This window comes from Vibrio aquaticus (assembly GCF_003970385.1).
Taxonomy (GTDB): domain Bacteria; phylum Pseudomonadota; class Gammaproteobacteria; order Enterobacterales; family Vibrionaceae; genus Vibrio; species Vibrio aquaticus.
This window is the reverse complement of the sequence record NZ_RXZH01000001.1, coordinates 1015453-1038391: the sequence shown is the minus strand read 5'-3', so window position 1 is coordinate 1038391 and position 22939 is coordinate 1015453. Positions and strand designations below refer to the sequence as shown.

The window sequence follows — 22939 nt, the reverse complement described above, 5'->3', positions numbered from 1 at the left end:
TTCCTAATTATTTAACCAAAGACGGGCTAATAAACCCGGAGGTGTTGTTATTCCTGTTGTCACAGACTTGATTTGCCCATCTTTGACAATAAACAGCGTTGGAGTGACTGAAATTCCCCACTGCTTAAACAGCTGGGAATGCTCATCATTGATATTGGTGAATTGGTAGTCGTGTGCTTGCATAAACGCTTTAACTCTTTCACTGGAACCTGAGGCCCCTGATACCGCAACCACTGGGTAGTATTGACGCACCCAATCAACCGTTGGCGTCACGAACTTACATGCCGCGCACCAAGTGGCCCAAAAGTAGACCACAACCGGTGTATCGTAGCTCATAGCAATCACGTCAATTTTCTCGCCAGTTGGCCCTTGTGAGACTAATGCTGGGGCTGATTCTAGAGGCACATCTTGGCTTCGATACCAATCCACTGCGCTCGTCAACACTATCGCCAGCAATAGATAACCACTGATTTCTTTTATCCAACGATAAACCTTTCGTTTCATTAGCGCCCCTCGCCACTGGCGACTCGAATTGCGTCCATCACATAGTCAGAAGTCAGAATAACCGGCAGTGGGATACCCTGCGGAGCGTTGGGCCCATACACAATGTTAAATGGCACCCCAAAACGTCCATTGGCTCTCAAGTAATCCGTCACTGCGCCATCAGGGTGTGTCCAGTCCCCTTCAATGGCGACGATCTTGTTACTTTTCAGCGCGGAATAAACAGGATCTTGCAACAACACACCGATCTTGTTGGCTTTACAAGTGACACACCAGTCAGCCGTCACGTTCACAAACACGGTCTTACCTTGCGCTACAGAGCCCATGATCGCTTCGTTCGAAAGAGGCTGCCAATTGATATCGTCCTTGATTGGTGTCGCCCAGTGATGACTGGTTAAGCTCGCTATCAGCAACCCCCCAGCCACCGAGAACAACGTAAGACCGCCACTGACGAGCAGCGCTTTATCGCCATAAACCTTTTTGATACGAGCAAGCACCATCAAAGCGAAAGTTATTGCGATCAGTCCAACCCAAAAGATAGGCAGGTGATTCGCCAGCAGTGATAACAACCACACGCTGGTCAACGTCATCATTACACCGAAGAGAAGCTTCACTTTGTTCATCCAAGCGCCCGGTTTTGGCAGGTAGGACGCCAAAGCAGGAAACAGCGCTATAATGATCCATGGCAGTGCCATACCTAAAGCAAGTGCGGTGAAAATAACGAACATTTCTAGGCTGCTTGTGGCCAATGCAAAGGCAACGGCTGTCCCCAAAAATGGAGCAGAACAAGGCGTTGCTAATAGCGTCGCAAACATACCCTGTAAGTAGTGACCGCCATAAGAGTGATCACCTTTGGATGCGAGCCACGTGTTGGTGTTAGAAGTCAGTCGAATCTCGAACAGCCCCAGCATGTTGGCACCAAAGATGGCCGTTACCGCTACCATCAAGCCAATAAACCAAGGGCTTTGGAATTGTATGCCCCACCCAATGGCACTGCCGCTAAGCTTCAATATCAATAAGAACGCGGCCAGTAGCCAGAACGAAGTCAAAATACCTGCAGATGAAGCAAGAAATTGAAGGCGAATCTTTCTACGACTCAGCCCTTGTGCGCTGATCACGCTGCTCAGCTTCATGCCGAGCACTGGCAACACACACGGCATGATGTTAAGAATCAAACCACCAAGTAGCGCAAAACCGATCATTTCAGTTAGGCCAACATCGGGCATTTTTTTCGTAATCGCCCCTTGTGAAACCGCCGCCGATTGCTCTGCTAAAAAGTCATTATCTTGGATGGTTATGTTGAGAGTTTGACCACTTAAATCGATGTCTCCTAACCAAGTCGAGATATCAAAGACGGCAGTGACTGTTTCACCCTCAATATTCAGTGAATTGAGTGTGTAGTTGTAGTCATTGATCGATTCGTTGCTGCTATCAATGATGATATCGGGCTGAGTCCAACCTTGTGTTTTAGTCAGCACGACTTCAAGTCGATTGGATGCTTTATCCCATGTCGCTTCTTGTTTCGTAATCAGCGGGGAAGGCTTAGGCACCGCACTGATCGCCTGAGCGTGGATATACATCGCTTGCTCTGAAACCGTCAGCTCATTGGGGGTAAATGACAATGAAATCGGGTAGTCAGTCAGCACACATATCGTGGTACAAGAAGAAAGCGTTAGCTTCGCATCCACGACCACAGGTTGGGTGAAGTCTTTCACATGCAGTGTCATCGGGATCACTACATCGCCTTTGTATCCAAGCGTTTTAATGCCTAGCAGACTGTAATGTTCTGGGTGCGGCCAATGCCAATCCACCTTCTCAAGGTTACTGGATTCTCCCCAGTTTATTGACGGTGCAATACCGCCTTCTCCAGGCGTACGCCAATAAGTTTTCCAGTCACCAGATAAAGCGACATCCAAATAACCTTCTACGGTGTTATCCATAGGGTTGATTTGCCCCGTTAAGACAAAACGGGTTTTGACCGGTGGGTGATTTGGGTTGGTTAACCACCCAGTATCAGTTTGAGCATTCGCTACTAGCGAAAACAATAACGCACCGCTAAGCAGCAAAAAGCTTGCAAACGTACGCCATAAAAAAGCACATTGATTGTTCATTCGTGTGTCCAATGTCATCTCTCCCGGATCATATCGGAAGAGTAAAGAAAATATTAGGTGCGACAAAGCGCTAACAAAGCGTTAGAAGCGGTCGTTTATTCTCTGAACACACAAAACGTTAAGTGGCGCCGATATTTGGAGGGTATCGGTTCGGTAAAGGTAGGGGTGACACTTGCAGTAACAAGCAGCCAAGCGACAATCACCAACGCAAGAACAAACGTAAAAATAACGATGTTCTCTAAGTTCACTTTCGCGCTGCTGAGAAGCTTCTCTGTCAAATCGCACTTTTCGGAAATGTCGGAAGCCGGTTGCGAAACCTGAACACTCTCATCAACCGAAGCGTATTGGAACTGACAAACAGAATGGAAACCCGAATTTTGCGCAAGACAAACAGCCATCACCCATCCAATAAGGATTAAGGTAATTTTTGCCGATTGAGCTAACGTCAAATGTCTACGCAAGATAGTCAGGTTCCTGTAAAAAAGAAGCTCGAAGTATGACAAACAATAACAAGTGTTTGTTAGTGTAATGCAAGATTTTCCTTACACTAGACTCTTTTGTAAGAAGATTTTATCGATACCTTTGCTTGGAAAGTCGGTATAACGACCCACTTCTTTGAACCCTAACTTCAAGTAAAAGCCTTCAGCCTGAAATGTGTAGGTGTCCAGATAAAGAGCAGTAACGCCTCGTTTTAAAGCTTCTTGTTCAAGCTTCGACATCAGCAGCGATCCTGTGCCCGACTTTCGCTTGCTTTCATCTAACCATAAAAACTCAACAAACAAACTGGTCGTAAACAACTCACCCGTTAGACCACCGACAAAGTCACCGTTCTCATCTTCAGCATAACAGGCCAATGAGTGGCACTCTTCATCAGGAAGATTCTTCAAGTTGAAAGACTTTAATCCCTGATAAATAACATCTTTAATATTCTTTGGTGGATTTAAAACAAACTGTACATTCATCTTCACTTCCCTTTGCTACAAATACAAAAAAGCCAGCATTTAGCTGGCTTCAATTCGTTCGACTAGCTCGCAAAAGAGCTTAACATCCAAATCGCTAACAGAACAAATATTAGCCCCATGAACTTATGTTGGTAGGTTCTAAATTTTGCATTCTCTAACAGAGGCTTACCTAATGTGCCAACCAAGGCCACAAGCACTAGGTTAAACAGTAGGCCCAACACATTGAGTAACAAACCCAGAGCAAGCATCTGCTCGCCCGATGTTGCCGTAATGCTGCTTGAAACAAACTGAGGCAAAAACATCACGAAAAATACCAGGGCTTTAGGGTTAAGTAGGTTACTAACTAATGCACGCTGGTAAAAAGTGGTTGCCATTTTACGCTCGCCACCCAGCTCTGGTGCATCTGCTGCACTTGCTCGTAAACAATCCCAACCCATTTTTAGTAGGTAAGCACCGCCAAGTAAATGCAGTGCTTTTAAAGCAATTGGGCTCATGGCAATTAGCGCTGACACACCTAGCGCAGCCAACAAGGTTAAGATAATCCCAGACGTGGCATTACCTAAACTGGCAAAAATACCGACTTTACGCCCATAGCTCATGCTCGAACTCGCAATAAGTAGCATGTCAGGACCTGGCAGCAATAGCAGTGCAACTACAGCGGTTAAATAAACCGGCAGCACAGAAATATCAATCATGATGTAAATTTTATAAGAACAGGAAGGCGCAGAATTTTAATCCAACAAAGAAACAAAATCCACGATATTAACCAAACAAATAGTTAAAACATCAGCATAGTAGACAGGTCGCATAATCCTAAATATCGTAAATAAAAAGCGCAATTTTGTACAAAAAATCTTTGGAGCGATAAGCTAGACTGGCTAATCCACTTCATGGAGCAAGGAACGCACATGGCAACCCGTGACAAAGAATCGGCGTATTTTCAGCTGGCCAGTGAGCTGGGTGGACTAGAGCTGCTCGATGCCAAATACACCAATCAGAACTTTTCTCGTCACAGTCACGAAGGCTATACAATTGGGGTAATCGAAAAGGGAGCACAACGCTTCTATCGAACTGGTGGTAACCATATTGCTCCGCAAGATAGCATTATCCTAGTCAATGCCGACGAAGTTCATAACGGCCAAACCGCGACCGAAGGGGGCTGGGCATACAAAGCGATGTACCCAGTTCCTGAGCAGTTTGAGCGTTTATCAGAGGGGTTAACTTCTCGCTTTTCGATCCCCTACTTTCCAGAACCTGTGGTCTACGATCCTGAGCTCGCTCAGCAACTTAGATTGGTGTTCGATACCCTTGCTCAATCCGACAATAAGCTGCTTCGCGAAACCCTCATCTACGGCACTCTTGTTAAATTGGTCGCTCGCCATAGCAAGACGAAGTTCGATTGGGAACCGAAAACCAAAGGCCAGAGGCAGTTGCTATTGGTCAAAGAGTTTTTGGATGATTTCCCACAGGCAGAAGTCAGCCTTGAGGATCTATCGAAGCTTGCTGGCCTTAGTCCTTACTACCTGACGAGAAGCTTTCAAAAAACGTTCGGTCTTCCTCCCCATGCCTACCAGATTCAAGCAAGACTTCGAGTCGCTAAGCAACTACTCAGGAAAGGTATGAAGATTTCTGACGTTGCTCAAGAGACAGGGTTCCATGACCAAAGCCATTTTCACCGCCACTTCAAGCGCACTATGGGGGTAACCCCAAGGCAATTTCTCGGTAAATAAGCGCAAGAATATACAAGCTAATAGGCTGGCTGACATGACTTAATAAAGTGATAGCAGTCAACCAAAGAGACAAATGATGGACACCATGACGATACACCACGATGGCGAGCAAAGCCGCACTCACCTATTTTGGCAAGGAACCGTAGCGATGATACCGCTGAGCGTTGCCGTGATCCCTTGGGGCTTATTGGCCGGTTCGTTTGCCATAGAATCCGGGCTAACCGTCGTCGAAAGCCAAGCACTCTCCGCCATTTTGTTTGCTGGTTCAGCGCAATTAGTCGCCACCGGAATGTTCAAAGCCGGTGCAACATTAGCCACGATGTTACTCGCTGTTTTTTTCATTACGTCACGACACCTGTTATATAGCGTATCAATGCGGGATAAAATCGCACCTCTGCCCTTAAAGTGGCGGCTTACCCTTGGTTTTTTACTCACCGATGAGCTGTTTGCGATTTGCGGGCAACAATCTGAGAAGCAGTTCAATCGGTGGTATGCATTAGGAGCAGGGCTGAGCTTTTACCTCTGTTGGAACTTAGCCACATTGGCTGGCATTGTCGCAGGCAGTTATATACCGGCATTGAATGAGCTAGGTTTGGAGTTCGCTGTTGCCGCAACGTTCATCGCAATTGTCATTCCCAATATCAAATCGTCACCGGTTTTGGTCGCCGTTGTGGTATCGATGGTGGTATCAGTACTGTGTTATGCACAAGGAATTGAATCAGGATTAATGATTGCCAGTGTCGCAGGCATGTTGTCTGGCTACCTGACTGAATCTGTAACGGGAGGCCAACAATGATCATGTTATCTATTTTAGCGATGACAGTCCTTGTCTTTCTTAGCCGCTATCTGTTTCTTGAACCGAGTCTTCCTTTAAGGCTTAATCCGGCTGCGCAGCGATTACTTTCCTATTCAAGCCCTGCTGTGCTTACCGCAATTTGGGCACCGATTGTATTCATGCCCGAGAAAGAGCTTTGGATAGCGCCAACGAATCCTTATCTGATTGGAGCGGTTATCGCCGCGGTTATCGCTTGGAAGACGAAAAATGTCCTACTAACGACCATTGTCAGTATGCTGATTTTCTTAACGTTGAAGTTGATTTAACCAAACAGTGCGGCGAGTAAGAGTAGCGCCGCCGTCATAACCGCAATCCATTTCACAAGCAGTCCTAAGTTGGTACTACCGCCTTTTGGCGCTTTATTACAACATCCCATCTCAACCTCTATGCTATGTTCAAAACATTAGCATAGGGCTTACCCTTAAGGGAAAGTAAAGACTTACTCTGCCACCCACTCTATTTCGATTAAGGTATCGTCACATTGTTTTAAGCGGGCTAAGAAAAGATCGGAAGGGTGGACTTCACCAACCCCTTGCGGCGTTCCCGTCATGATGATGTCGCCATCGCATAAAGTGGTGTAGCTATTTAGCTCTTCTAAGATCACTTGAGGTGGATACATCATTTGGCGTACCGAGCCTTTTTGGACGCGTACACAATTAATGAAGAGCTCAATTTCTAAATCGTCAATGGATATTCCATCAAGAGGAATGAAGCGACTGAAAACGGCCGAGCCATCAAATGCTTTGGCACGTTCCCAAGGTAAGCCCTTTGCTTTCAAGTTCGATTGAAGATCACGTTTGGTTAAGTCTAAGCCCAAACCAACGGCAGCCAGTTCACCGTTCTCGATTAAAAAACAGATTTCACCTTCATAATGCAAACGCTCTTGGTGAAAGGAATGAAGTTTTTCAGAAATAGAAGTGGTAGGTTTAGAGAACACCACCATTTGATCAGGAATGGCATTGTTGAGCTCTTGGATATGCTCTAGATAGTTTCTACCAACACAGACTATTTTTGTTGGCTGCACCAACCTATCACCAAGCTTCACTTTGCTCATTGCTTCATCCCTGTCATTTTTTAAGAGCCGATATTTTAATCGAACGTGCCAACAAGTTAATCATTTCCCTCGGAAAGTTAGACCCTGAACCCATATTATTGAAAGCACTTATCTCTGCTATTAATAATCCCTTAAATAGAAAAACGCCTATTCAATAGTGAATAGGCGTCAACACGAAAAGTGTGTTAAGGCAGTAGATTCTGTTTATAAGAAGTAACGGACACCGATGGTCCACTTGTCATCATCTTTAGTGGCAGGGTCATCATCCCCTAAGTCAAACTGGTAACCCGCGAACGTGACAAGTTTTGGTGTCACACTGTATTCGGCTTGAATCGCACTTTGGCTAAATTGGGTTTGTTCACTCGATGAAGACGTAGCTTTACCTTCAGCCGCTTCGTAGTTCACACTCAAGTTGAGCCCATTACCCAATGCGTAAGCAAAGAGTGCTTCATAATGTTCTGACTCGTACAAGCCATCATAGAAGTTGTCATTATTGGCATACACCAATGCCGCATAAATGCCATCACCATAACTGCCGTACTTAAGTGATACAGCGTGAGACTCGGCATCGACATTGTCCACGTCACCGCCATTGTAGACATAGCCTATCGCACCGCCCATCACGGAGAATGAAACGGCGATTTGACCTCTAGAGTCATAGATCCCAGCGTTGTCCCCAACTTCAGTATGTTTACCTTGCCAGCCTAAGCCGAAGTCCAACGACATCCCTTCACCCAGAGTAAGGCCTTTACGATATGTGACCATTTTGTCGCCACGGCCTGTCGCTAGATTTCCGTGGTTGTCATACAAGAAGTCATTGGCAAAGGCGATCGGCATATCGGCCACACCCGCAATGTCATAGTATGGTGCCCATTGAGTACCGAGTGCCAATCGGCCCGCTTGCTCATGGGTCATGCCGATGTAACCTAAACGAGTGGTAAATGAGGTATCACCACCATCGAGATAATCAATCGCCCACTCACCTTTGGCGTCGACAGTAATGCCATTGCCGACATCCTGTGTGCCACCAATGTTGATCCGAGGCGAGACTTGGTGAACTTCAACTTCGTCGCTTGAGCCGTACTCACCGAGTCCGACATCAACGTAGCCACCAAGGGAAATTGTTGAACCTTCGCTGTTATAGATTTCTGCTGCGAAGGCGTTTGTACCACATGCTGTTGCCGCGATGGTTGCGGCTAATAATTTAATTTTCATTTTGTAATGTCCGTATTTGGTTGTACCCATGTCCGAATTAGTTCTATTGAACTAAAAACTGCACGAACAAATAAACCGTAGTACGGAAAATGAAAAAGTTAAGTGCAACCACTTGCTTAATAAGCAGATAATATACACTTAGTCAGAACATGGCTTTTATCAATAGTTTTTAACCTAATGAATTCACTATTATTTCTAGCACGTGAATATCGGGCACAAACAATAACGACCTAGATCACATTTTAATAAATTAAATTGAACTTAGTCGAAAACAAAGAACAATTAGCTCACTATCTTCCATCTTTTTATGAGTATTGTTTTAATGAGTTCGAGCATTGACCGCTTTTATAAACGCCTGCTGCGCACCGTCTACTTCGAGCATTTTTGCTTCTTCAAGCAGTGCCAGTGCTTTATCTAACATGCCAACATTAACTGCATGTTCGATACTGGTCAGATAAAACTGTTGTTGTTGCGCTGATAAAGATTCCGACTCCCCTTTCGCCCCAACTTGAACGGTCATTACCTCAGCATTTTCATCAGACAGTTTTGCTAAATCTGCGTCTAATTTTTGCTGAGCCATATCGGTACTCGACACTATAGCGGGCTCTTCAACCACAACGGCACTGTCAGCTTTAACAATCAAGCTGAGCTCACCGTATTGCGCATGAGGGATAACAGGGTTTGGAACATCCGGCGGGTAGTTACCTCTTGCAATCGCATCAAGTTTTACTGGGTGAAGCACTTCAGACTCGCCTTTGAGCAGCGCATCTGTTGTATAAACCAATAGTTTCACTTTCTGCTTGCCGACAGGTTGAATGGTGATTTCAGCGGTAAGCCTGTCACCATCTAAGCCATAGGCGTGTTTATACTCAAAGTCACTATCGGTAAACGTTTTTAAAATTTGGTTGTCGTCATTAAGCAGGACTGCATTAGGATAAAAGACGCTTTTCTTGAAATGGCTGATGATTTCCAGTTCCACCTCTTTGCCTTGAGTATTAATACTAAACGCTGCAATTGGGCCTAATCCGCTTGTCAATTGGTATTGTTGATTGCTTTGATCAATTGAGAAGTTCACGCGTTTACTCGGTTCTATCTCTACCCAATCGACTTGAGCGTATGAACTGGCAACTTGTTGATTGGTCGGGGCGTCAAACACCACGGTTTCCGTTGTTGTACATCCAAACAACGCCATCGTAATGGCACAGCCTAATACTAAATGCTTCATATAAACCTCTGCATTGAAAACGGGAAAAGCCGACGTTGATGGTCGGCTTATACTGGACTTAGGTCATTTAAACGAGGGGATTACCACCACGCTTCCATTTGGATACCAACACTGAACTCAGAGTCGTCCGTTTTGCCATTGAAGCTTTCGCCTTCGTGATCCATAAAGTAAGAACCGTATACTCGGATTTCTGGACGAGCCCAGAAGCTAGAACCCGCAGACCACGCCTGTGCAACGGTCACTTTAGAGCCAGCAGCATCTGTTGTTGTGCCGCTCTTCTTAGTTTCATCCGCAAAGTAGCCTAGTTCGAACACTGTTTTCATGTGCTCATCCCATTTGTACATAGGACGTACCACTGCGTTGTATGCTGTAATGTCACCGTCATCCGTATCTGAAGCTTGCGCGTACATGACTACGTGACCCAGTTCCCAAGCATCACCCATTCCAGTCACACCCCAGTTGATGATTCGGAAGCCGTCAGCGTCATTGTTGCCGCCACTGCGATCGTACCAACCACCGCCACCGTAGGTCGCCATCTGTTTACCGTAAGAAGCCGTACCGTACTGAAGTACCGTCTGGTTAAAACCATTTGATAGACCCTGGCCTAGAACCGCTGTTAAAAGAACACCATCATCAGCTTGAACAGTTTGGTCCTTAGCGTCAGAGGCAAAATCGTAAGCCACAGCCAGTTCTAGATTCGCATTTTCCCAAAGATCGATACCCGCGTAACGTAGGTCTAAGGTGTAACCTGAAACCATCTCGTCTTTGGTCTGTGCTTCTGACTTATAACACGCATCTGAGCTTGGCTTACCATCACAGCCAGGTAAGTCTTTATCAAAGACAAACGCTGTGCCATCGTCTACGGTCTGAGTGCCATCGTCATGCATCACCGCAACAGAAAGCTTGCCGCCACCAAGAGAGATATTCTCGATACCACCACCAGCACCGCCTGATGTATCTAGAAAGTAAAAGTCTGTAATGTGGATGTCTTTACGCTGGTAGTAACGTTGACCAGCCCAAAGTACCGCTTCCTTATCCGATTCAAACAAACCTTTTGCTTGAACGTTCATTACACGAAGTGCATTTGCGTTGCCTTCCCAGTTATTGTTACCCGCTTGACCGTAAGCAACTAGGCTTTCAAGTTTGAACGACACATCACCTTGGTTGTATAGCTCAGCATTTAGACCTAGCTCTGCGTATAGGTCGTCTTCGTTTCCTAAACGACCTACTTTGTTCTTCTCATAAGTAACATGAGAACCTTCACCACTTAGGCCAACACCGCCACGCGCATAACCATGGAAGTCCACATCGACTGCGAATGCTGAACCAGCCGCTAAAGTCGCTGTCACTGCAGCAGCAATTACACTTACTTTTTTCATTATTAACTCCATTTAGGGATTATTATTTTTTTGTTCTCTTTCTCTTCACCCTGTAAAGGCAGCAACAGAGCCGAGCAAGAGAAGTAAGGAAGGAGTAAGGCAAAACACCCATTCCCCTTTCGTTTCAACTGCGAAAAGAGTAACTGGGGAGGAGAAAGCTGAACTCATCCGAATGAGAAATTACTTAGGGGGATGAGAGAGGAGTAGAAAATTAACCGAATGATATTTTTCAAGGACAACTCACATTATTAGGGTTGAGTTTTAGGGTCAGTGAAAAAATAATCCCAACATAATGTTAAGTAGCTCACTATTTCTTGGAATTTGACGGAAATAATGAAATAAAATTACATTGTTACTTTTTTAATATGCCTCTTGACCTAGTGCACGCGAATCTATTAACTAATACTCAGCAATAAACAACATCAGTAAGCTATGACAATGCAGTGCTCTCGTCCGTACCCCCTCGGGGCGACACCAAATCGTGAAGGGTGTAATTTTTCTATCTTTGCACCACAAGCCAAGAATATTCAGCTCGCTTTATTTGATGAAAATGGAGAGTTTAAAACCTACCCTTTGTTAAATGAATATGCTGGTATTCGACACATCTTTTTACCCAATATCAAAACAGGGCAAAAATACGGGTACATCGTCAATAAAGCAGGTAAAGAACACTATATTTCTGATCCTTATGCGAAGGCTCTCGATAACGCATTGCATTACCATCCTCCTTTTGACTCGGAAGCTAGCTTTGGTCTAGCCAAGTGCGTTGTAGTTGATGACGAGTTCGACTGGCAAGGGGTAGCAAAGCCAAACCGACCGCGTGAAGAGATGGTCTTGTTTGAGACTCACGTCAAAGGTGTGTCTAAGCTTAATCCTGATGTTCCAAAGCAAGACCAAGGCTGCTACCTAGGGTTAGTTAGCCCTGCGATGCTTGAATTTTATAAGCAGCAAAACATCAACACATTGCAGCTACTTCCTGTTGCTGCGTGTATGCATGAGCCTCATCTGCTCAATATGGATAAGGTGAACTATTGGGGTTACAACCCGTATCTGTTTATGGTCCCGGATCCTCGCTATGCCTCTCATGATGCCGTCACCGAACTCAAGACAGCGATTCGAGAGCTACACCGCAATGGCATCGAAGTCATTCTTGACGTGGTTTATAACCATACGGCCGAGGGCGGTGCAGATGGCCCGGTCTTCAACCTAAAAGCATTAGACCCTCATTACTACATTCGTCACGATGAGCACTACGCGAACTTTACCGGTTGTGGCAATACCGTTGATCTCTCTTATCAACCCTCACTCAACTTGGTGATGGACACCTTACGTTATTGGGTCCAAGAGTATCAAGTTGATGGGTTCCGCTTTGATCTTGCCGCGACACTAGGCAGACACGGGGAGCACTTCAGCCCTGAAGCCGCCTTCTTTAAGTCCGTGGCTCAAGACCCTATTTTACGCGAAGCCAAGCTGATTGCTGAACCTTGGGATATTGGACCAAACGGCTACCAAGTGGGTAATTTCCCGTTCGGATGGAACGAATGTAATGACCGCCTGCGAGACATCACTCGAAGCTTCTGGCGCGGTGACCAAGGGTTCTTAAAAGAGTTCGCCACTCGCATTATGGGGTCTCGCGATCTGTATAGCGCGGCGAACTGGCCCTACAAACTGACCGTTAACTACATCACCTATCACGATGGGTTCTGCCTGCAAGATTTAGTCTCTTACAAGCACAAGCACAACGAAGCCAATGGCGAACAAAACCGCGATGGCCACGGTGACAACCGCTCTGATAATTATGGGATTGAGGGCGAAACCGAAAATCCTGTAATCATAGAGAAACGCGAGAAGCAAAAACGTAACTTTATGGCGAGCTTGCTGTTTGCTTTTGGTATTCCGCATATTTTGACGGCTGACCTGTTGTCTCATTCTCAAGCAGGTAACAACAATGCCTACTGCCAAGACAATGAACTCAGTTGGCTTGACTGGCAAAGCAATGAAAGAAAAGCGTCATTTAAGCAGTGGCTTGCCGACATGGTAGAGGCTCGCCAAACGTACATGGTGCCTTTCATACAAGCTTTTAGCGGAGAAAAAAGAAACACTAACCGAATCTTCTGGCGCCGAATTGATGGCAGCTTTATGGAGCATGATGATTGGAACCGCTTGAGCTCTGTTGCATTACACCTTGGTATCGGCAAAGAGGGAGATGAACTCTTTTACTGCATCAACCAAACCAATGCCCCTGCTCGCTTCACGTTACCTGAAACGAGTGATCGCGAGTGGTTGATGATTTGTAATACCGACTCGCACGAATTGCACCAGACCATCGATCACAAGCAGGTCCTTGTCGCCCCTTCCTCTATCGCGATTTTCCATCGCACTGCCTAACTTCACAAAAGTGAGCGATATGGTGATATATCGCTCAATTTTTGAATAAAAAAAACTCATTCGCTAGATTAATATGCATTGATGTGCTTGCAAAATCTGTTTACTATACGCCACATAATTACTATACCTATATAATCAGTTGGCACCCATGGCTTTACCCAAGTTACTCATACGCACACTCAGACCGTACATTATACTGCTAGTTCTCGGGATGATATACGCGGCCTACCAGCAGCTTAATAAATCCGAACAAAGCGCCTATCAACAATCCTTCTCCAACCTCAAAACCGCATCTGAGCTTATTTTTTCTCAAGTTGGCGCCGCCGCCAGTCAGCTCTATCTACTCGATGACAGTGCTTCCATTTCTGACTTTGACAACAGCGCCAAGAACATTCTTCAACTGACTCCCATTTACAGCGACATCATTTACGTCAATAACGAAACCCACCAATATCGTTCTGTCCTGCTCAATCCAACCGATTCTGAACAACACTCAGAGATGAGTTGGCACCCACTAAACAGCATCACCTCAAAGCTTGCTGTCTCTTCCGTTTATGAAAAAATACCGGATGTGTGGGTTTTCGCGGTCAAGTACATTCAGGAAAGTGGCAATGAGATCTGGATTGAGTTTAACCTTAAATATGCCACTCAAAGCCTACGCGGGCTGAAGACCCTCGATCATGGTTATGTGTTTGTCGTTGATGGCACAACTGGCCGTTTGGTTTTCCACCCTGACCCTTCTCGCATTGGTTCTCCATCCGTCAGCTATCATGCGGGGATTAGTGAGCTAATTGAGACTGGGCTTCGTTTCGGAAAGTACGAGTATTACTACAAAAGTCAGTTTAAGATGTCTGTTTTCGATGGCGATAACCCGATCAATTGGGTTTTTATCTCCGGCACCGATCGTTCGGATATTTTGTCGACTTCTTACCAATTTTCGCTTACAGCTATCGTGATCGGTTCTTTGCTTTTCCTTGCTGTAGCCATTAACTACCTGACCTACCAACTTAACCAAAACTTGGCCGACCTCAATAGCAGAGAAGATCTTGCCGACTTCAAACATAAGCTACGAGATATATTGGACCGATTTTGTCATCACAACGGCGTTCAGCTCTGTTTCTACGACGCTGATTATGGTCATTTCACGACGATTGATTATCACGGCAACAGCAATATCGTGTTGAAAGATAAAGATTTGGCAAAGCACTTCTCGCCAAGCTCATTAAGCTATACCGGTAAACGTTACGCAGACCCATTGGCGAAGAAACTGCAAATCAACTCTCGCCACTATACGATTCCTCTGTTTGATAAAGAGAGTTTGATCGCGGTTATCTATATGAAAGCGACGTTCCCAACGTATCGCAGTATCTTACGTATGATCCGTGATTATTCTGAGGTAGCACTGACCAACCTGATGCTGCACAAGAAGCTGCGTAGTAAAGATGTAATGACACATTTGGATAACAAGCTGACATTACGCGACAAGATCGACGCTAATATTGACAAAGAAGGCACTTATCTTGCTATTTTAGATATCGACCACTTTAAGCGCATCAATGACAACCAAGGCCATTTAGTCGGTGACCAAGTCATCACTCACGTTGCTGATTTAATGAAAAAGTGTTTCCCAAAACCTAACTCATTAAGCCTTGCTCGCTTCGGAGGTGAAGAATTCTGTATTCTCTTTAGAGCCAATGACGAAAACGATGCCTATGAGCAATGTGAGATGTTCCGTCACCTCGTCGAGAAATCAAAAATCGTCGTCGATGACATGCCGGTTCAATACACTGTCAGCATCGGTATTACGTCAAACACCATCAGCCAAAACATCGCAATTGGCCGAGCAGACAAAGCGCTCTATCAAGCCAAAGGCTTAGGCAGAAACCAAGTGGTGTTGAATACGTTTCAAGCTTAATCAATGGAGGGAAGTGCTGTCAGTGCTTCCCTTTTTAGTTATAAAAGCGCTACCAACATTCTAATCACTAAGCGTATAAGTCATCGAAGTAACGATTAGAATTCTAGACGTATAGAGTATAGTTTTACGGAACGTTGTTTATCCTCAATCATTCGAACAGTGTTAAAAGCAAGCTGATAACGATGAGATTAAGTGTAAATATGTAAATGGTATTTGATGAACATGACTTAAGAAGCCAGCTAGCAATGGGAATGCCCAGAAATGACCCTAAAGTAAACAGAGCCGCGGTGTGGACATCTGCTTGCCCTCCCGATAGATAACCAAGTGCAGTCACCATCGAAAGGAAAAAAGCCAAAACAACTGATGTTCCAATAGCTTTCTTTATATCGACTTTTAACACACTATTTAATACTGGAAGTAGTAATACCCCGCCTCCAACTCCTGTAGAACCAAGAATAGAACCACAAAAAACACCTGATAAAACCGCCACTTTCTTGTTGCTATAGGGTTGACGGTCTACCAAAATACGGGCTGCTGCAGTTCCCCTTCTCTGCTGAAGATACTTACAAAGCACAGCGATAAGGGACCCAATCATTACTATAATAATTAACGTATTTATAACTTGATTCATATAAGAACTGTAAAGTGGATCCTCATTAAAATAAACGACAGCTTGAGTAACACCTATAGATACAGGTAATGCTCCTACAAACAAATAACAAGCCGAAGGCCAAGACACGTTCTTAGCACGAATGTGACTCATCGATGCAGTAACCTTAACCAATGAAGATATAAGACTCGCCGTACCCACGGCTAACACAGGGTTCATGTCGCAAACAATTTGTAACATTGGAATAAGCAAAACCCCACCACCTACCCCAGTTAAACCAAGACAAAGACCAAAGAAAGCACCTAACACAAATTTTATTTCGAAAAGCTCTGTCTGTATAAGGCTTAGTAAAAACTGGATTACATCCATCAGAAGACCCCTATTTTATCGGAGCCTTATCTTATCGAATGCTATGTAGATCAACTTATGGCAGCGGCAATAAATGTTTTCATTGATTATCATCCTGATGAAATATATCTTCATAATATGGAAATTTGATGTTGTGAGGAATGGCATGCAAAGTCAATATGGTTGCCACGTTATGGCTAAACCATCTGGTTCAATTTGTAATATCGACTGTGAATATTGTTTCTATCTCGAGAAGGACAAGCTGTATCCTGAACGAAACGCGCATTGGAAAATGAGTGACGAAACACTTGTTCAGTATATTAAGCAGCAAATTGATGCCCAACCTGGAAATCAAGTCGACTTCGCTTGGCAAGGAGGAGAGCCAACGCTATTAGGTTTGGATTTTTATCGCCGCGTTGTAGAGCTGTGTGAAGAGTTTAAACAAGCAAAAACCATAACACACAGCTTTCAAACTAATGGCCTTCTCATTGATGAGGAATGGTGTCATTTTTTCAAACAAAACAACTTTCTCATTGGACTCTCGATTGATGGGCCAAAAGAAGCGCACGACTATTATCGAGTGACTCGCTCCAAAAAGCCAACACACGAAAAAGTTGTCGCAGCGGCTAAATTACTAAAGAGCTATGGTATTAAGTTCAATACGCTAACCGTGGTCAATGATAAAAATGTCAAACAACCAAAGCAAGTTTATCAATTTTTGAAGGAACTTGGCTCCACACACCTACAATTTATTCCTATCGTGGAGAGGTTAGACAATCAACCTCTATCCGATAGAATCACGCTGGCAGGGCCAGACCAAGATCATGAAGTAATGGCACCTTGGTCAGTTAAACCAAAAGAATATGGGCAATTTCTCACTGATATTTTTGACCAATGGGTTGAACAAGATGTTGGAACCATTTTTGTCCAAACCTTTGACTCTACGCTTGCCTCATGGCTAGGACAACCGGCAGGTGTTTGCTTATTTGCCAAAGAATGTGGCCACTCTTTCGCTTTGGAAGCGAATGGCGATTTATACCAATGCGACCACTATGTATACCCTGAGTACAAGTTAGGAAACATCCACATCCAAGATATCAGTTCTATGAACAATAGTGCTCGAGCCATTAAGTTTGGGAAGGATAAATCAACGAACCTTAATAGCGATTGCAAACAATGTAGATACAAGTTCGCTTGTTTTGGAGGATGTCCAAAACATAGATTTTCTCACTCACCGAACGGCCTACCCCACCACAACTACTTGTGCTCTGGATACCATCATTACTTTACGCATACCGAATCTGCTATGAAAATAATGGCATTCTTAGTAAACCAACAGCGTCCAGCATCCGAAATTATGACATTTATGCGACAGAAAAACCAAAGATCAGAAGGAGACATCACGTCAAAATCAATCGGACGCAATTCTCCTTGCTCATGCGGAAGTGGTCGTAAATCCAAAAAGTGCTGTCACTCAAACTAAAGTCGAAAAATGGCATTAATATGGAAATTTCTGAACTAAAGCTCCCCATTGATCTCATTGAACCAATCGACGTAGTAAAAAAGCAGGTCATCTATCAGTCAGGCCAGAAGTCACATGATATTTACTATTTGGAGTCTGGGTTAGTTGGTTTATATCAAACGTCCGAGGTTGGCAACGAAAGACTACTCAGGTTATACGGTACAGGGTCTTACTTTGGCTATAGAACGCTTTTCGCAAATGGGTATTATCCTTCATCTGCAAAGGCAATGTTAGGAAGCCGGCTAAAGAGAATCAAGTTAAGGTCAATAGAAGAACTGAGCACCATTAGCCCTAAGTTGCTCAACCATTTAGCTCAAGAGGTGTGTACTGAGCTAGGAGAGGCTGAGCATAAAATTATGCAGTTCAATACGTTTAACTCAAGAATTAGAGTATTGGACGCTTTAGATGTATTGTTCAACTTATATCCAGACTATCCGTGGACATACAGAGAGGTAGGTGAGTTTAGTGGTACTGACATTACGACTGTCTTGAGAACATGCAAACAACTAAAATCGATGAACATCCTGGATAAATCTACTCGTAAAATTTCGCTTTTAGACATGGACGCGTTGATAAAGTACAGAGCTAAGCAACTGTAAGATTGAGCACTAAAAAAAACTCACAATGCATAGGGGTGGACATCATGAGGTTTGATTCGTGGAGCTCCGTTGCTTGCTATGCTGTCAGCAATTACTCTTGCTTACTGAGGATTCCAGTCACCACTCTTATCACCTTCATTAATTTCTGGGTTCAATAAATGATGTGATCCATTTTTGGTAGGGTGATAGGTAAACCCATTTTCTACCCATGCTGGATCTAGTATCGGTCGAAAGTCTCGCGTATCAAGTTCTGTATAGAAAATACTCCAAATACGTTTGTCTACCTGCCAAGTTTTAATCTCTTCCCACAAAATACCGATTCGGTTATTACCTAAGTATTGCGTTGACACATTACCAAAGCCAGATTTGGTAATAGGCTGAACTTGCACAACTGGAGAGTCAGTTTCACTCAACATGTCGTTTGGATTAAATTTATGTATCCACGCTTCTTTCCGATGATGCAACTTTTCATCGTTTTCAGCCGTTTCCCAACTGACCGATGTCGTGTAATAAAGGTTCTCACCATCTGAAGATAACCCTGACTGAGTCGGTGTTACAAAACGGCCAGTAAGACCAACCTTCACATTATCCTTATAAGGAGCATTCGGATAAAAGCCTATGTTCCATGAACTCCCAGCATCCAAGCTATACGCTAGCCCGGAGCCATCAAAGCCATAAGCAGAGCCATCTGCAATGCGACTAATCATATAGGTAGTATCATTATTTCTGTGATAAATGATTTGCGCTTCTCCAAACGTGGCTTTATCGCTACCAGTGGTAATTGTGTTGTATGCGCGACTCCATGACTGGCCTCCATCTTCTGTCAAGATCGAGTAAAAACCACCCTTAGCAACCTTATCCACCTCTGAGCAAGAATTTGATTTTTCGGATTCAAGGTGACCAGTTCGCATAGGAACAATAATCCGACTACTTGACGTAAGCTCTTGTCCGTTAACGATGACAGCGCGCCCTGGACCTACCCAAGATGTTTCACATTCTCCCATAGCTTCTGAGATCATTGCTGGTTCAGACCATGTTGTCCCCCCATCGCTACTAGTTACATGATATGCCTGAACTTTTTTAATATCATTTGTTAGAGTATGAAAAACTGAATTAAAAAACAGGTGGACTGTATTCGTAGCCTCATCGAATATCGTAGTCGGGTTCATAAGGCTAGATAAGTAATTTTTATGAGTAAAGTCTTGATTATGCAATATAACTCTACCCGCTTCTAAGTATCCTGTTTCACGATTCAACTTTCTCATAACAATATCTTGTTTTCTAAAATCACCAACCCCAATCGGTCGCCTTTCAGCAAAGAAAAGTACTTCGTCATTTCCAATAGCAACCATTGACGGAAGACGGTATTGATCAGGGTTACCAGAACTGAACACAGATAGATTACTTGATGTTCGATAACGGCCACTCTCAACAGGCACATAAAGTTCTTGGCTCTCTATTGCGTCAAGCCTCAAATTAGGATCATTAACTTGTAGAGACTCTGGAGGAGAGTCAGCTAAAACTGGTCCAGCAAAAAAAAGGGATATAACAAGGGGATGTAGAAGAATTTTCATTATCAGTCCTTTAGATATATTGTTTCACGTTTGTTCATTGAGTAGTGAAAATTACTTACCACTACTCATGACTCTATTTTTTGTTATCACTTACTCGAGTTCTATCTCAAAGCATTGATTTGAAGCTGAGCCATCACTTTTCTCACCACCGATGACCAGCATCTTATCTCGATACACTTCACTGCAACCATAAGCCAACCCTAGTGGGAGATTTTTTAATTGTTGCCAACGCTCTTCTGTCCAAACCCATGTATTGCAACAATAAGTTTTTGACAAACCTTCATGTGTATACAGTTTCCCAGCCCTATAATTTTCTTGACTCCCAATAAAGTAAGCCCCGCCACAAATCACTGGATGGCCATTAACCACACCAGAAAATGCTCCAGCAAGACCTTCATGTTCACGATCACTTCGAGCTATAGATTCAAAACTTCTTGATGTATTACAGCCTCCAACCAAATTAAATGCATTTACTTGAGAGACTCGTAATCCAGGCTTTATCTCACCGTCTAAGACCCATAACTCTCCATCAACTTCGAATGATGCAGAGCCACAAGTAGCAAGATACGGATTATCTGCAAGAACCGTCCAAGCTTTATATTCAATATTGAACTTCCAAATTTTTCGGTTCCAGTTATAGTATTCGATAGGCTGAGAAAGAAACCCGCGTAGTGCTAATGCTTTCTCTTCAGGATCTAGTAAGCTGATTTGGCGGCTAAAGTCGTCGAAAACTGGCTTACTGTAGCCTCCAACAAATATGACTTCGTTATCAGACTGAGCATGTGCCACACTACCTAGCAAACCTGCCGGGCAAGGGGAATTGTAGGACAACCAAACCGCTTCCTTTGAATCATATTGGTAAACTACCTCATTCATCTGACCATCCACTACACCGCCAAACAACCACAAGGAATTACCACATTGGGCTGATACTGGGTTTGATATGTTGCCATATGGAAAGTCGATGCATCGTTCCCAAGTTGCGTTTTCTCTAGACAAATTTAGGGAGTAGCACCGGGCTCCCAAAGAGCCGAGACCAATATAAAGAACATCGTTAATAATCGAAGAAAAGCCATTCTTAAAACCTGATGGCAAGGAAGAAAACTCATTTAAAATCATATTTAACCTAACAATCAAAAACAAACAACCGAATAAATAAATAGAAAGCTAAATGGAACAATCAATATGATTAATAATACATTTCTCATATATCACCCAATAAAAAGCCCAATAGAATTATTGGGCTTTTAAATTATTTAACACTACTCACCAAGCATTAGAACTTTATTTAACTCATCATCTGATATATCCAAGTTCTTTGCCCACGCCTTATAATCAAGCTCTTTAGCCTTGACTACAGATTCGTCCTTCATTGCTTCAATAACTTCATCAACAAAGTTATTCTGCTCTGAAATTTCATCACTGTGGACAAGATGCTTTGGGTACTGAGGTCTTGCGATATTACGGTTTGGATTAGGTGTGTATTCACTTAGTACTTTAAATGTTCCATCATCATCAATATAGTCTTCATCCCAGTGTTCAATTTCTTGCTTCACTAGTTCCTTTCGGTAAAACTCAGCGACCGTATCAAATTCCTGTCTGTTTTTTTCCAGTAAGTTCGTCGTCTCATGAGGATCATTACGTAAGTCAAACAGCTCCTCACGCCCACCACCATAGTAGTAATTATACTTATACTTTTGGTCCGTTAACGAACACCAACGGCGATTCGATTGCGAGTAAGAAACGTACTGAATCTCACGATTCTTCTTCTTATCTTCAGAGATTAAGGATTCGCCCATTAATGGGTATGGTGGTTCAAAATCTACACCGGCAATATCAAGCACTGTCGGGAAGATGTCATTAAGGTCCACATGATCTTTTTCACAAACAGCTGGCTCGATACCCTTAGGATATTTAACCATAAATGGAATTCGTGTCGCAGCATCATATGGCAGCCATTTCTGGTACAAGCCATGGTCACCAAGCATCTCACCATGGTCCGTAGTGAAGAAAATAATAGTGTTATCTAGCTGTCCAATCTCATCTAATTTGTCGATAACTCTACCAACATGTTCATCCACATGAGAGATCATCCCGTAGTAAACTTCGCGCATGCGTCGTATATATTCATCGGTAGGCAAGTCACCTAAGAGTTTATTTTCTTCAGAAAGCTCAGACAATGATGTTTCAGATTTAGCTGGCATAGGGATATCTTGGCCCTTATACATTTCAGCGTAATCTTCGACTGCGTTAAATGGCGGATGTGGTGCAATCCAGCTTAAATATAATAAGAAAGGACGTTTACCTGAGTTCTCTTCAAGAAAGCTAATACCTTCATCAGCTACCCACTTAGTGCCATGCAAGTGCTTTGGCAACACACTACGTTGGGGTAACATATATAAAAGGTTGCGTACGCCATGGATATTGAGAACATTCCCGTACCCGTTTTCTTTCAAAAACATCGCGTAATCATCATCTTCACGATACTCGGGCACTTCCTCCATTAACTTCAAACGTTCAAAGCCATGGTGCTCTCGCATTGGTTGAAAATGCATTTTGCCAATAGCAGCTGTCTGGTAGCCCGAGTGGGAGAGCAAACGAGGAAAAACAGGGATATCAGGGCATAGACGTGCTGCAAAATCATTGTCTGCAATACCATGATATTTAGAACTTACCCCTGTAATGAAATTATGACGCGCCGGGCAACAAATCGGGTTTGGAGTGTAAGCGTTTGTGTAGTTTTCACTGATAGCTGCCAATTTATCTAAATTCGGTGTATACATATGGGGATAACCGTGCGCTTTGATCGTGTCGTAGCGTTGTTGGTCGGTCATCAAAATAAGAATATTAGGCCGAGTGTCTTTTTTAGAAAGATTCTTATAATACTCAGTAACTGCGTTAGTAGCATTAAAACCACTTTTTTCTTCTAGATTATCCATCATTACCATTTCCAAAAATATTAAAGATAATG

The 22939-nt window shown here is 43.7% G+C and carries 20 protein-coding genes; 7 read left to right on the top strand and 13 right to left on the bottom strand.

The features are described 5' to 3' along the window. Positions 1-3: 3 nt before the first annotated feature. The 5 genes from EJ063_RS04450 to EJ063_RS04430 all read right to left on the bottom strand — a co-directional run bounded on the left by EJ063_RS04450 (position 4) and on the right by EJ063_RS04430 (position 4269). On the bottom strand, positions 4-504 hold the full coding sequence (locus EJ063_RS04450) for a protein disulfide oxidoreductase (RefSeq protein ID WP_126572792.1): 501 nt from the start codon (positions 502-504) through the stop codon (positions 4-6). Next, positions 504-2612 carry a protein-disulfide reductase DsbD family protein gene (locus EJ063_RS04445; protein WP_126572791.1) on the bottom strand — a complete coding sequence of 703 codons (2109 nt, stop codon included), beginning with the start codon at positions 2610-2612 and terminating at the stop codon, positions 504-506. The genes EJ063_RS04450 and EJ063_RS04445 overlap by 1 nt, the downstream gene beginning before the upstream one ends. Positions 2613-2707: 95 nt before the next feature. Next, entirely contained in the window at positions 2708-3010 is a 303-nt protein-coding gene (locus EJ063_RS04440) for a hypothetical protein (RefSeq protein WP_244225133.1), read from the bottom strand. A 144-nt stretch (positions 3011-3154) separates the two neighbouring features. Then, positions 3155-3574, bottom strand: coding sequence for a GNAT family N-acetyltransferase (locus EJ063_RS04435; protein ID WP_126572789.1), 420 nt, complete (start codon positions 3572-3574; stop codon positions 3155-3157). Between the two features lie 62 nt (positions 3575-3636). Next, positions 3637-4269 carry a LysE family translocator gene (locus EJ063_RS04430; protein WP_126572788.1) on the bottom strand — a complete coding sequence of 211 codons (633 nt, stop codon included), beginning with the start codon at positions 4267-4269 and terminating at the stop codon, positions 3637-3639. A gap of 213 nt (positions 4270-4482) precedes the next feature. Between EJ063_RS04430 and EJ063_RS04425 the strand changes: the two genes are divergently transcribed. From EJ063_RS04425 to EJ063_RS04415, 3 genes are all read left to right on the top strand, one after another. After that, a complete protein-coding gene (locus EJ063_RS04425; protein ID WP_126572787.1) occupies positions 4483-5304 on the top strand; it encodes an AraC family transcriptional regulator in 822 nt (273 codons plus the stop codon). Positions 5305-5380: 76 nt separating this feature from the next. Next, entirely contained in the window at positions 5381-6100 is a 720-nt protein-coding gene (locus EJ063_RS04420; RefSeq protein WP_126573112.1) for an AzlC family ABC transporter permease, read from the top strand. After that, entirely contained in the window at positions 6097-6405 is a 309-nt protein-coding gene (locus tag EJ063_RS04415; RefSeq protein ID WP_126572786.1) for an AzlD domain-containing protein, read from the top strand. Before EJ063_RS04420 ends, EJ063_RS04415 begins: the two co-directional genes overlap by 4 nt. A gap of 173 nt (positions 6406-6578) precedes the next feature. On the opposite strand, the gene EJ063_RS04410 is transcribed toward EJ063_RS04415, so the two are convergent. From EJ063_RS04410 to lamB, 4 genes are all read right to left on the bottom strand, one after another. Then, positions 6579-7193, bottom strand: a complete 615-nt coding sequence (locus EJ063_RS04410) for a fumarylacetoacetate hydrolase family protein (RefSeq protein ID WP_126572785.1) — start codon at positions 7191-7193, stop codon at positions 6579-6581. 204 nt (positions 7194-7397) lie between these two features. After that, a complete protein-coding gene (locus EJ063_RS04405; protein ID WP_126572784.1) occupies positions 7398-8408 on the bottom strand; it encodes a porin in 1011 nt (336 codons plus the stop codon). Between the two features lie 319 nt (positions 8409-8727). Continuing rightward, positions 8728-9633 carry a MalM family protein gene (locus EJ063_RS04400; RefSeq protein WP_126572783.1) on the bottom strand — a complete coding sequence of 302 codons (906 nt, stop codon included), beginning with the start codon at positions 9631-9633 and terminating at the stop codon, positions 8728-8730. Between the two features lie 80 nt (positions 9634-9713). Continuing rightward, the gene (gene lamB / locus EJ063_RS04395; protein ID WP_126572782.1) at positions 9714-11012 is read right to left on the bottom strand and encodes a maltoporin LamB; all 1299 of its coding nucleotides are present in this window, start codon (positions 11010-11012) and stop codon (positions 9714-9716) included. Between the two features lie 438 nt (positions 11013-11450). On the opposite strand from lamB, the gene glgX reads away from it, so the two are divergent. Beyond that, positions 11451-13400 (top strand): glycogen debranching protein GlgX, encoded by a 1950-nt coding sequence (glgX, locus tag EJ063_RS04390; RefSeq protein ID WP_126572781.1) that lies wholly within the window; start codon positions 11451-11453, stop codon positions 13398-13400. A gap of 211 nt (positions 13401-13611) precedes the next feature. Then, positions 13612-15315: a diguanylate cyclase domain-containing protein gene (locus EJ063_RS04385; RefSeq protein WP_244225131.1), complete on the top strand. Its 1704-nt coding sequence runs from the start codon at positions 13612-13614 to the stop codon at positions 15313-15315. 148 nt (positions 15316-15463) lie between these two features. On the opposite strand, the gene EJ063_RS04380 is transcribed toward EJ063_RS04385, so the two are convergent. Continuing rightward, positions 15464-16294, bottom strand: a complete 831-nt coding sequence (locus EJ063_RS04380) for a sulfite exporter TauE/SafE family protein (protein WP_126572779.1) — start codon at positions 16292-16294, stop codon at positions 15464-15466. Positions 16295-16466: 172 nt separating this feature from the next. Here EJ063_RS04380 and EJ063_RS04375 point away from each other — a divergent pair, with 172 nt between their 5' ends. Both EJ063_RS04375 and EJ063_RS04370 read left to right on the top strand, forming a co-directional pair. Further along, complete coding sequence (locus EJ063_RS04375; protein ID WP_244225130.1) at positions 16467-17756, top strand: anaerobic sulfatase maturase; 1290 nt, start codon at positions 16467-16469, stop codon at positions 17754-17756. Positions 17757-17776: 20 nt separating this feature from the next. Next, the gene (locus EJ063_RS04370; protein ID WP_126572778.1) at positions 17777-18394 is read left to right on the top strand and encodes a Crp/Fnr family transcriptional regulator; all 618 of its coding nucleotides are present in this window, start codon (positions 17777-17779) and stop codon (positions 18392-18394) included. A 101-nt stretch (positions 18395-18495) separates the two neighbouring features. Here EJ063_RS04370 and EJ063_RS04365 read toward each other — a convergent pair whose 3' ends face one another. From EJ063_RS04365 to EJ063_RS04355, 3 genes are all read right to left on the bottom strand, one after another. Beyond that, a complete protein-coding gene (locus tag EJ063_RS04365) occupies positions 18496-19968 on the bottom strand; it encodes a sialidase family protein (protein ID WP_126572777.1) in 1473 nt (490 codons plus the stop codon). A gap of 90 nt (positions 19969-20058) precedes the next feature. Next, the gene (locus EJ063_RS04360; RefSeq protein ID WP_126572776.1) at positions 20059-21087 is read right to left on the bottom strand and encodes a YjhT family mutarotase; all 1029 of its coding nucleotides are present in this window, start codon (positions 21085-21087) and stop codon (positions 20059-20061) included. Between the two features lie 143 nt (positions 21088-21230). After that, positions 21231-22910, bottom strand: coding sequence for a sulfatase family protein (locus tag EJ063_RS04355; RefSeq protein WP_158675987.1), 1680 nt, complete (start codon positions 22908-22910; stop codon positions 21231-21233). Between the last annotated feature and the right edge of the window lie 29 nt (positions 22911-22939).

Coding starts and splice junctions, on each gene's coding strand:
- glgX (WP_126572781.1), top strand. CDS start 11,451: ATGCAGTGCTCTCGTCCGTACCCCCTCGGGGCGACACCAAATCGTGAA.
- EJ063_RS04405 (WP_126572784.1), bottom strand. CDS start 8,408: ATGAAAATTAAATTATTAGCCGCAACCATCGCGGCAACAGCATGTGGT.
- EJ063_RS04450 (WP_126572792.1), bottom strand. CDS start 504: ATGAAACGAAAGGTTTATCGTTGGATAAAAGAAATCAGTGGTTATCTA.
- EJ063_RS04375 (WP_244225130.1), top strand. CDS start 16,467: ATGGCTAAACCATCTGGTTCAATTTGTAATATCGACTGTGAATATTGT.
- EJ063_RS04420 (WP_126573112.1), top strand. CDS start 5,381: ATGGACACCATGACGATACACCACGATGGCGAGCAAAGCCGCACTCAC.
- EJ063_RS04445 (WP_126572791.1), bottom strand. CDS start 2,612: ATGAACAATCAATGTGCTTTTTTATGGCGTACGTTTGCAAGCTTTTTG.
- EJ063_RS04380 (WP_126572779.1), bottom strand. CDS start 16,294: ATGGATGTAATCCAGTTTTTACTAAGCCTTATACAGACAGAGCTTTTC.
- EJ063_RS04430 (WP_126572788.1), bottom strand. CDS start 4,269: ATGATTGATATTTCTGTGCTGCCGGTTTATTTAACCGCTGTAGTTGCA.
- lamB (WP_126572782.1), bottom strand. CDS start 11,012: ATGAAAAAAGTAAGTGTAATTGCTGCTGCAGTGACAGCGACTTTAGCG.
- EJ063_RS04410 (WP_126572785.1), bottom strand. CDS start 7,193: ATGAGCAAAGTGAAGCTTGGTGATAGGTTGGTGCAGCCAACAAAAATA.
- EJ063_RS04385 (WP_244225131.1), top strand. CDS start 13,612: ATGATATACGCGGCCTACCAGCAGCTTAATAAATCCGAACAAAGCGCC.
- EJ063_RS04440 (WP_244225133.1), bottom strand. CDS start 3,010: ATGGCTGTTTGTCTTGCGCAAAATTCGGGTTTCCATTCTGTTTGTCAG.
- EJ063_RS04400 (WP_126572783.1), bottom strand. CDS start 9,633: ATGAAGCATTTAGTATTAGGCTGTGCCATTACGATGGCGTTGTTTGGA.
- EJ063_RS04435 (WP_126572789.1), bottom strand. CDS start 3,574: ATGAATGTACAGTTTGTTTTAAATCCACCAAAGAATATTAAAGATGTT.
- EJ063_RS04415 (WP_126572786.1), top strand. CDS start 6,097: ATGATCATGTTATCTATTTTAGCGATGACAGTCCTTGTCTTTCTTAGC.
- EJ063_RS04355 (WP_158675987.1), bottom strand. CDS start 22,910: ATGATGGATAATCTAGAAGAAAAAAGTGGTTTTAATGCTACTAACGCA.
- EJ063_RS04365 (WP_126572777.1), bottom strand. CDS start 19,968: ATGAAAATTCTTCTACATCCCCTTGTTATATCCCTTTTTTTTGCTGGA.
- EJ063_RS04370 (WP_126572778.1), top strand. CDS start 17,777: ATGGAAATTTCTGAACTAAAGCTCCCCATTGATCTCATTGAACCAATC.
- EJ063_RS04360 (WP_126572776.1), bottom strand. CDS start 21,087: ATGATTTTAAATGAGTTTTCTTCCTTGCCATCAGGTTTTAAGAATGGC.
- EJ063_RS04425 (WP_126572787.1), top strand. CDS start 4,483: ATGGCAACCCGTGACAAAGAATCGGCGTATTTTCAGCTGGCCAGTGAG.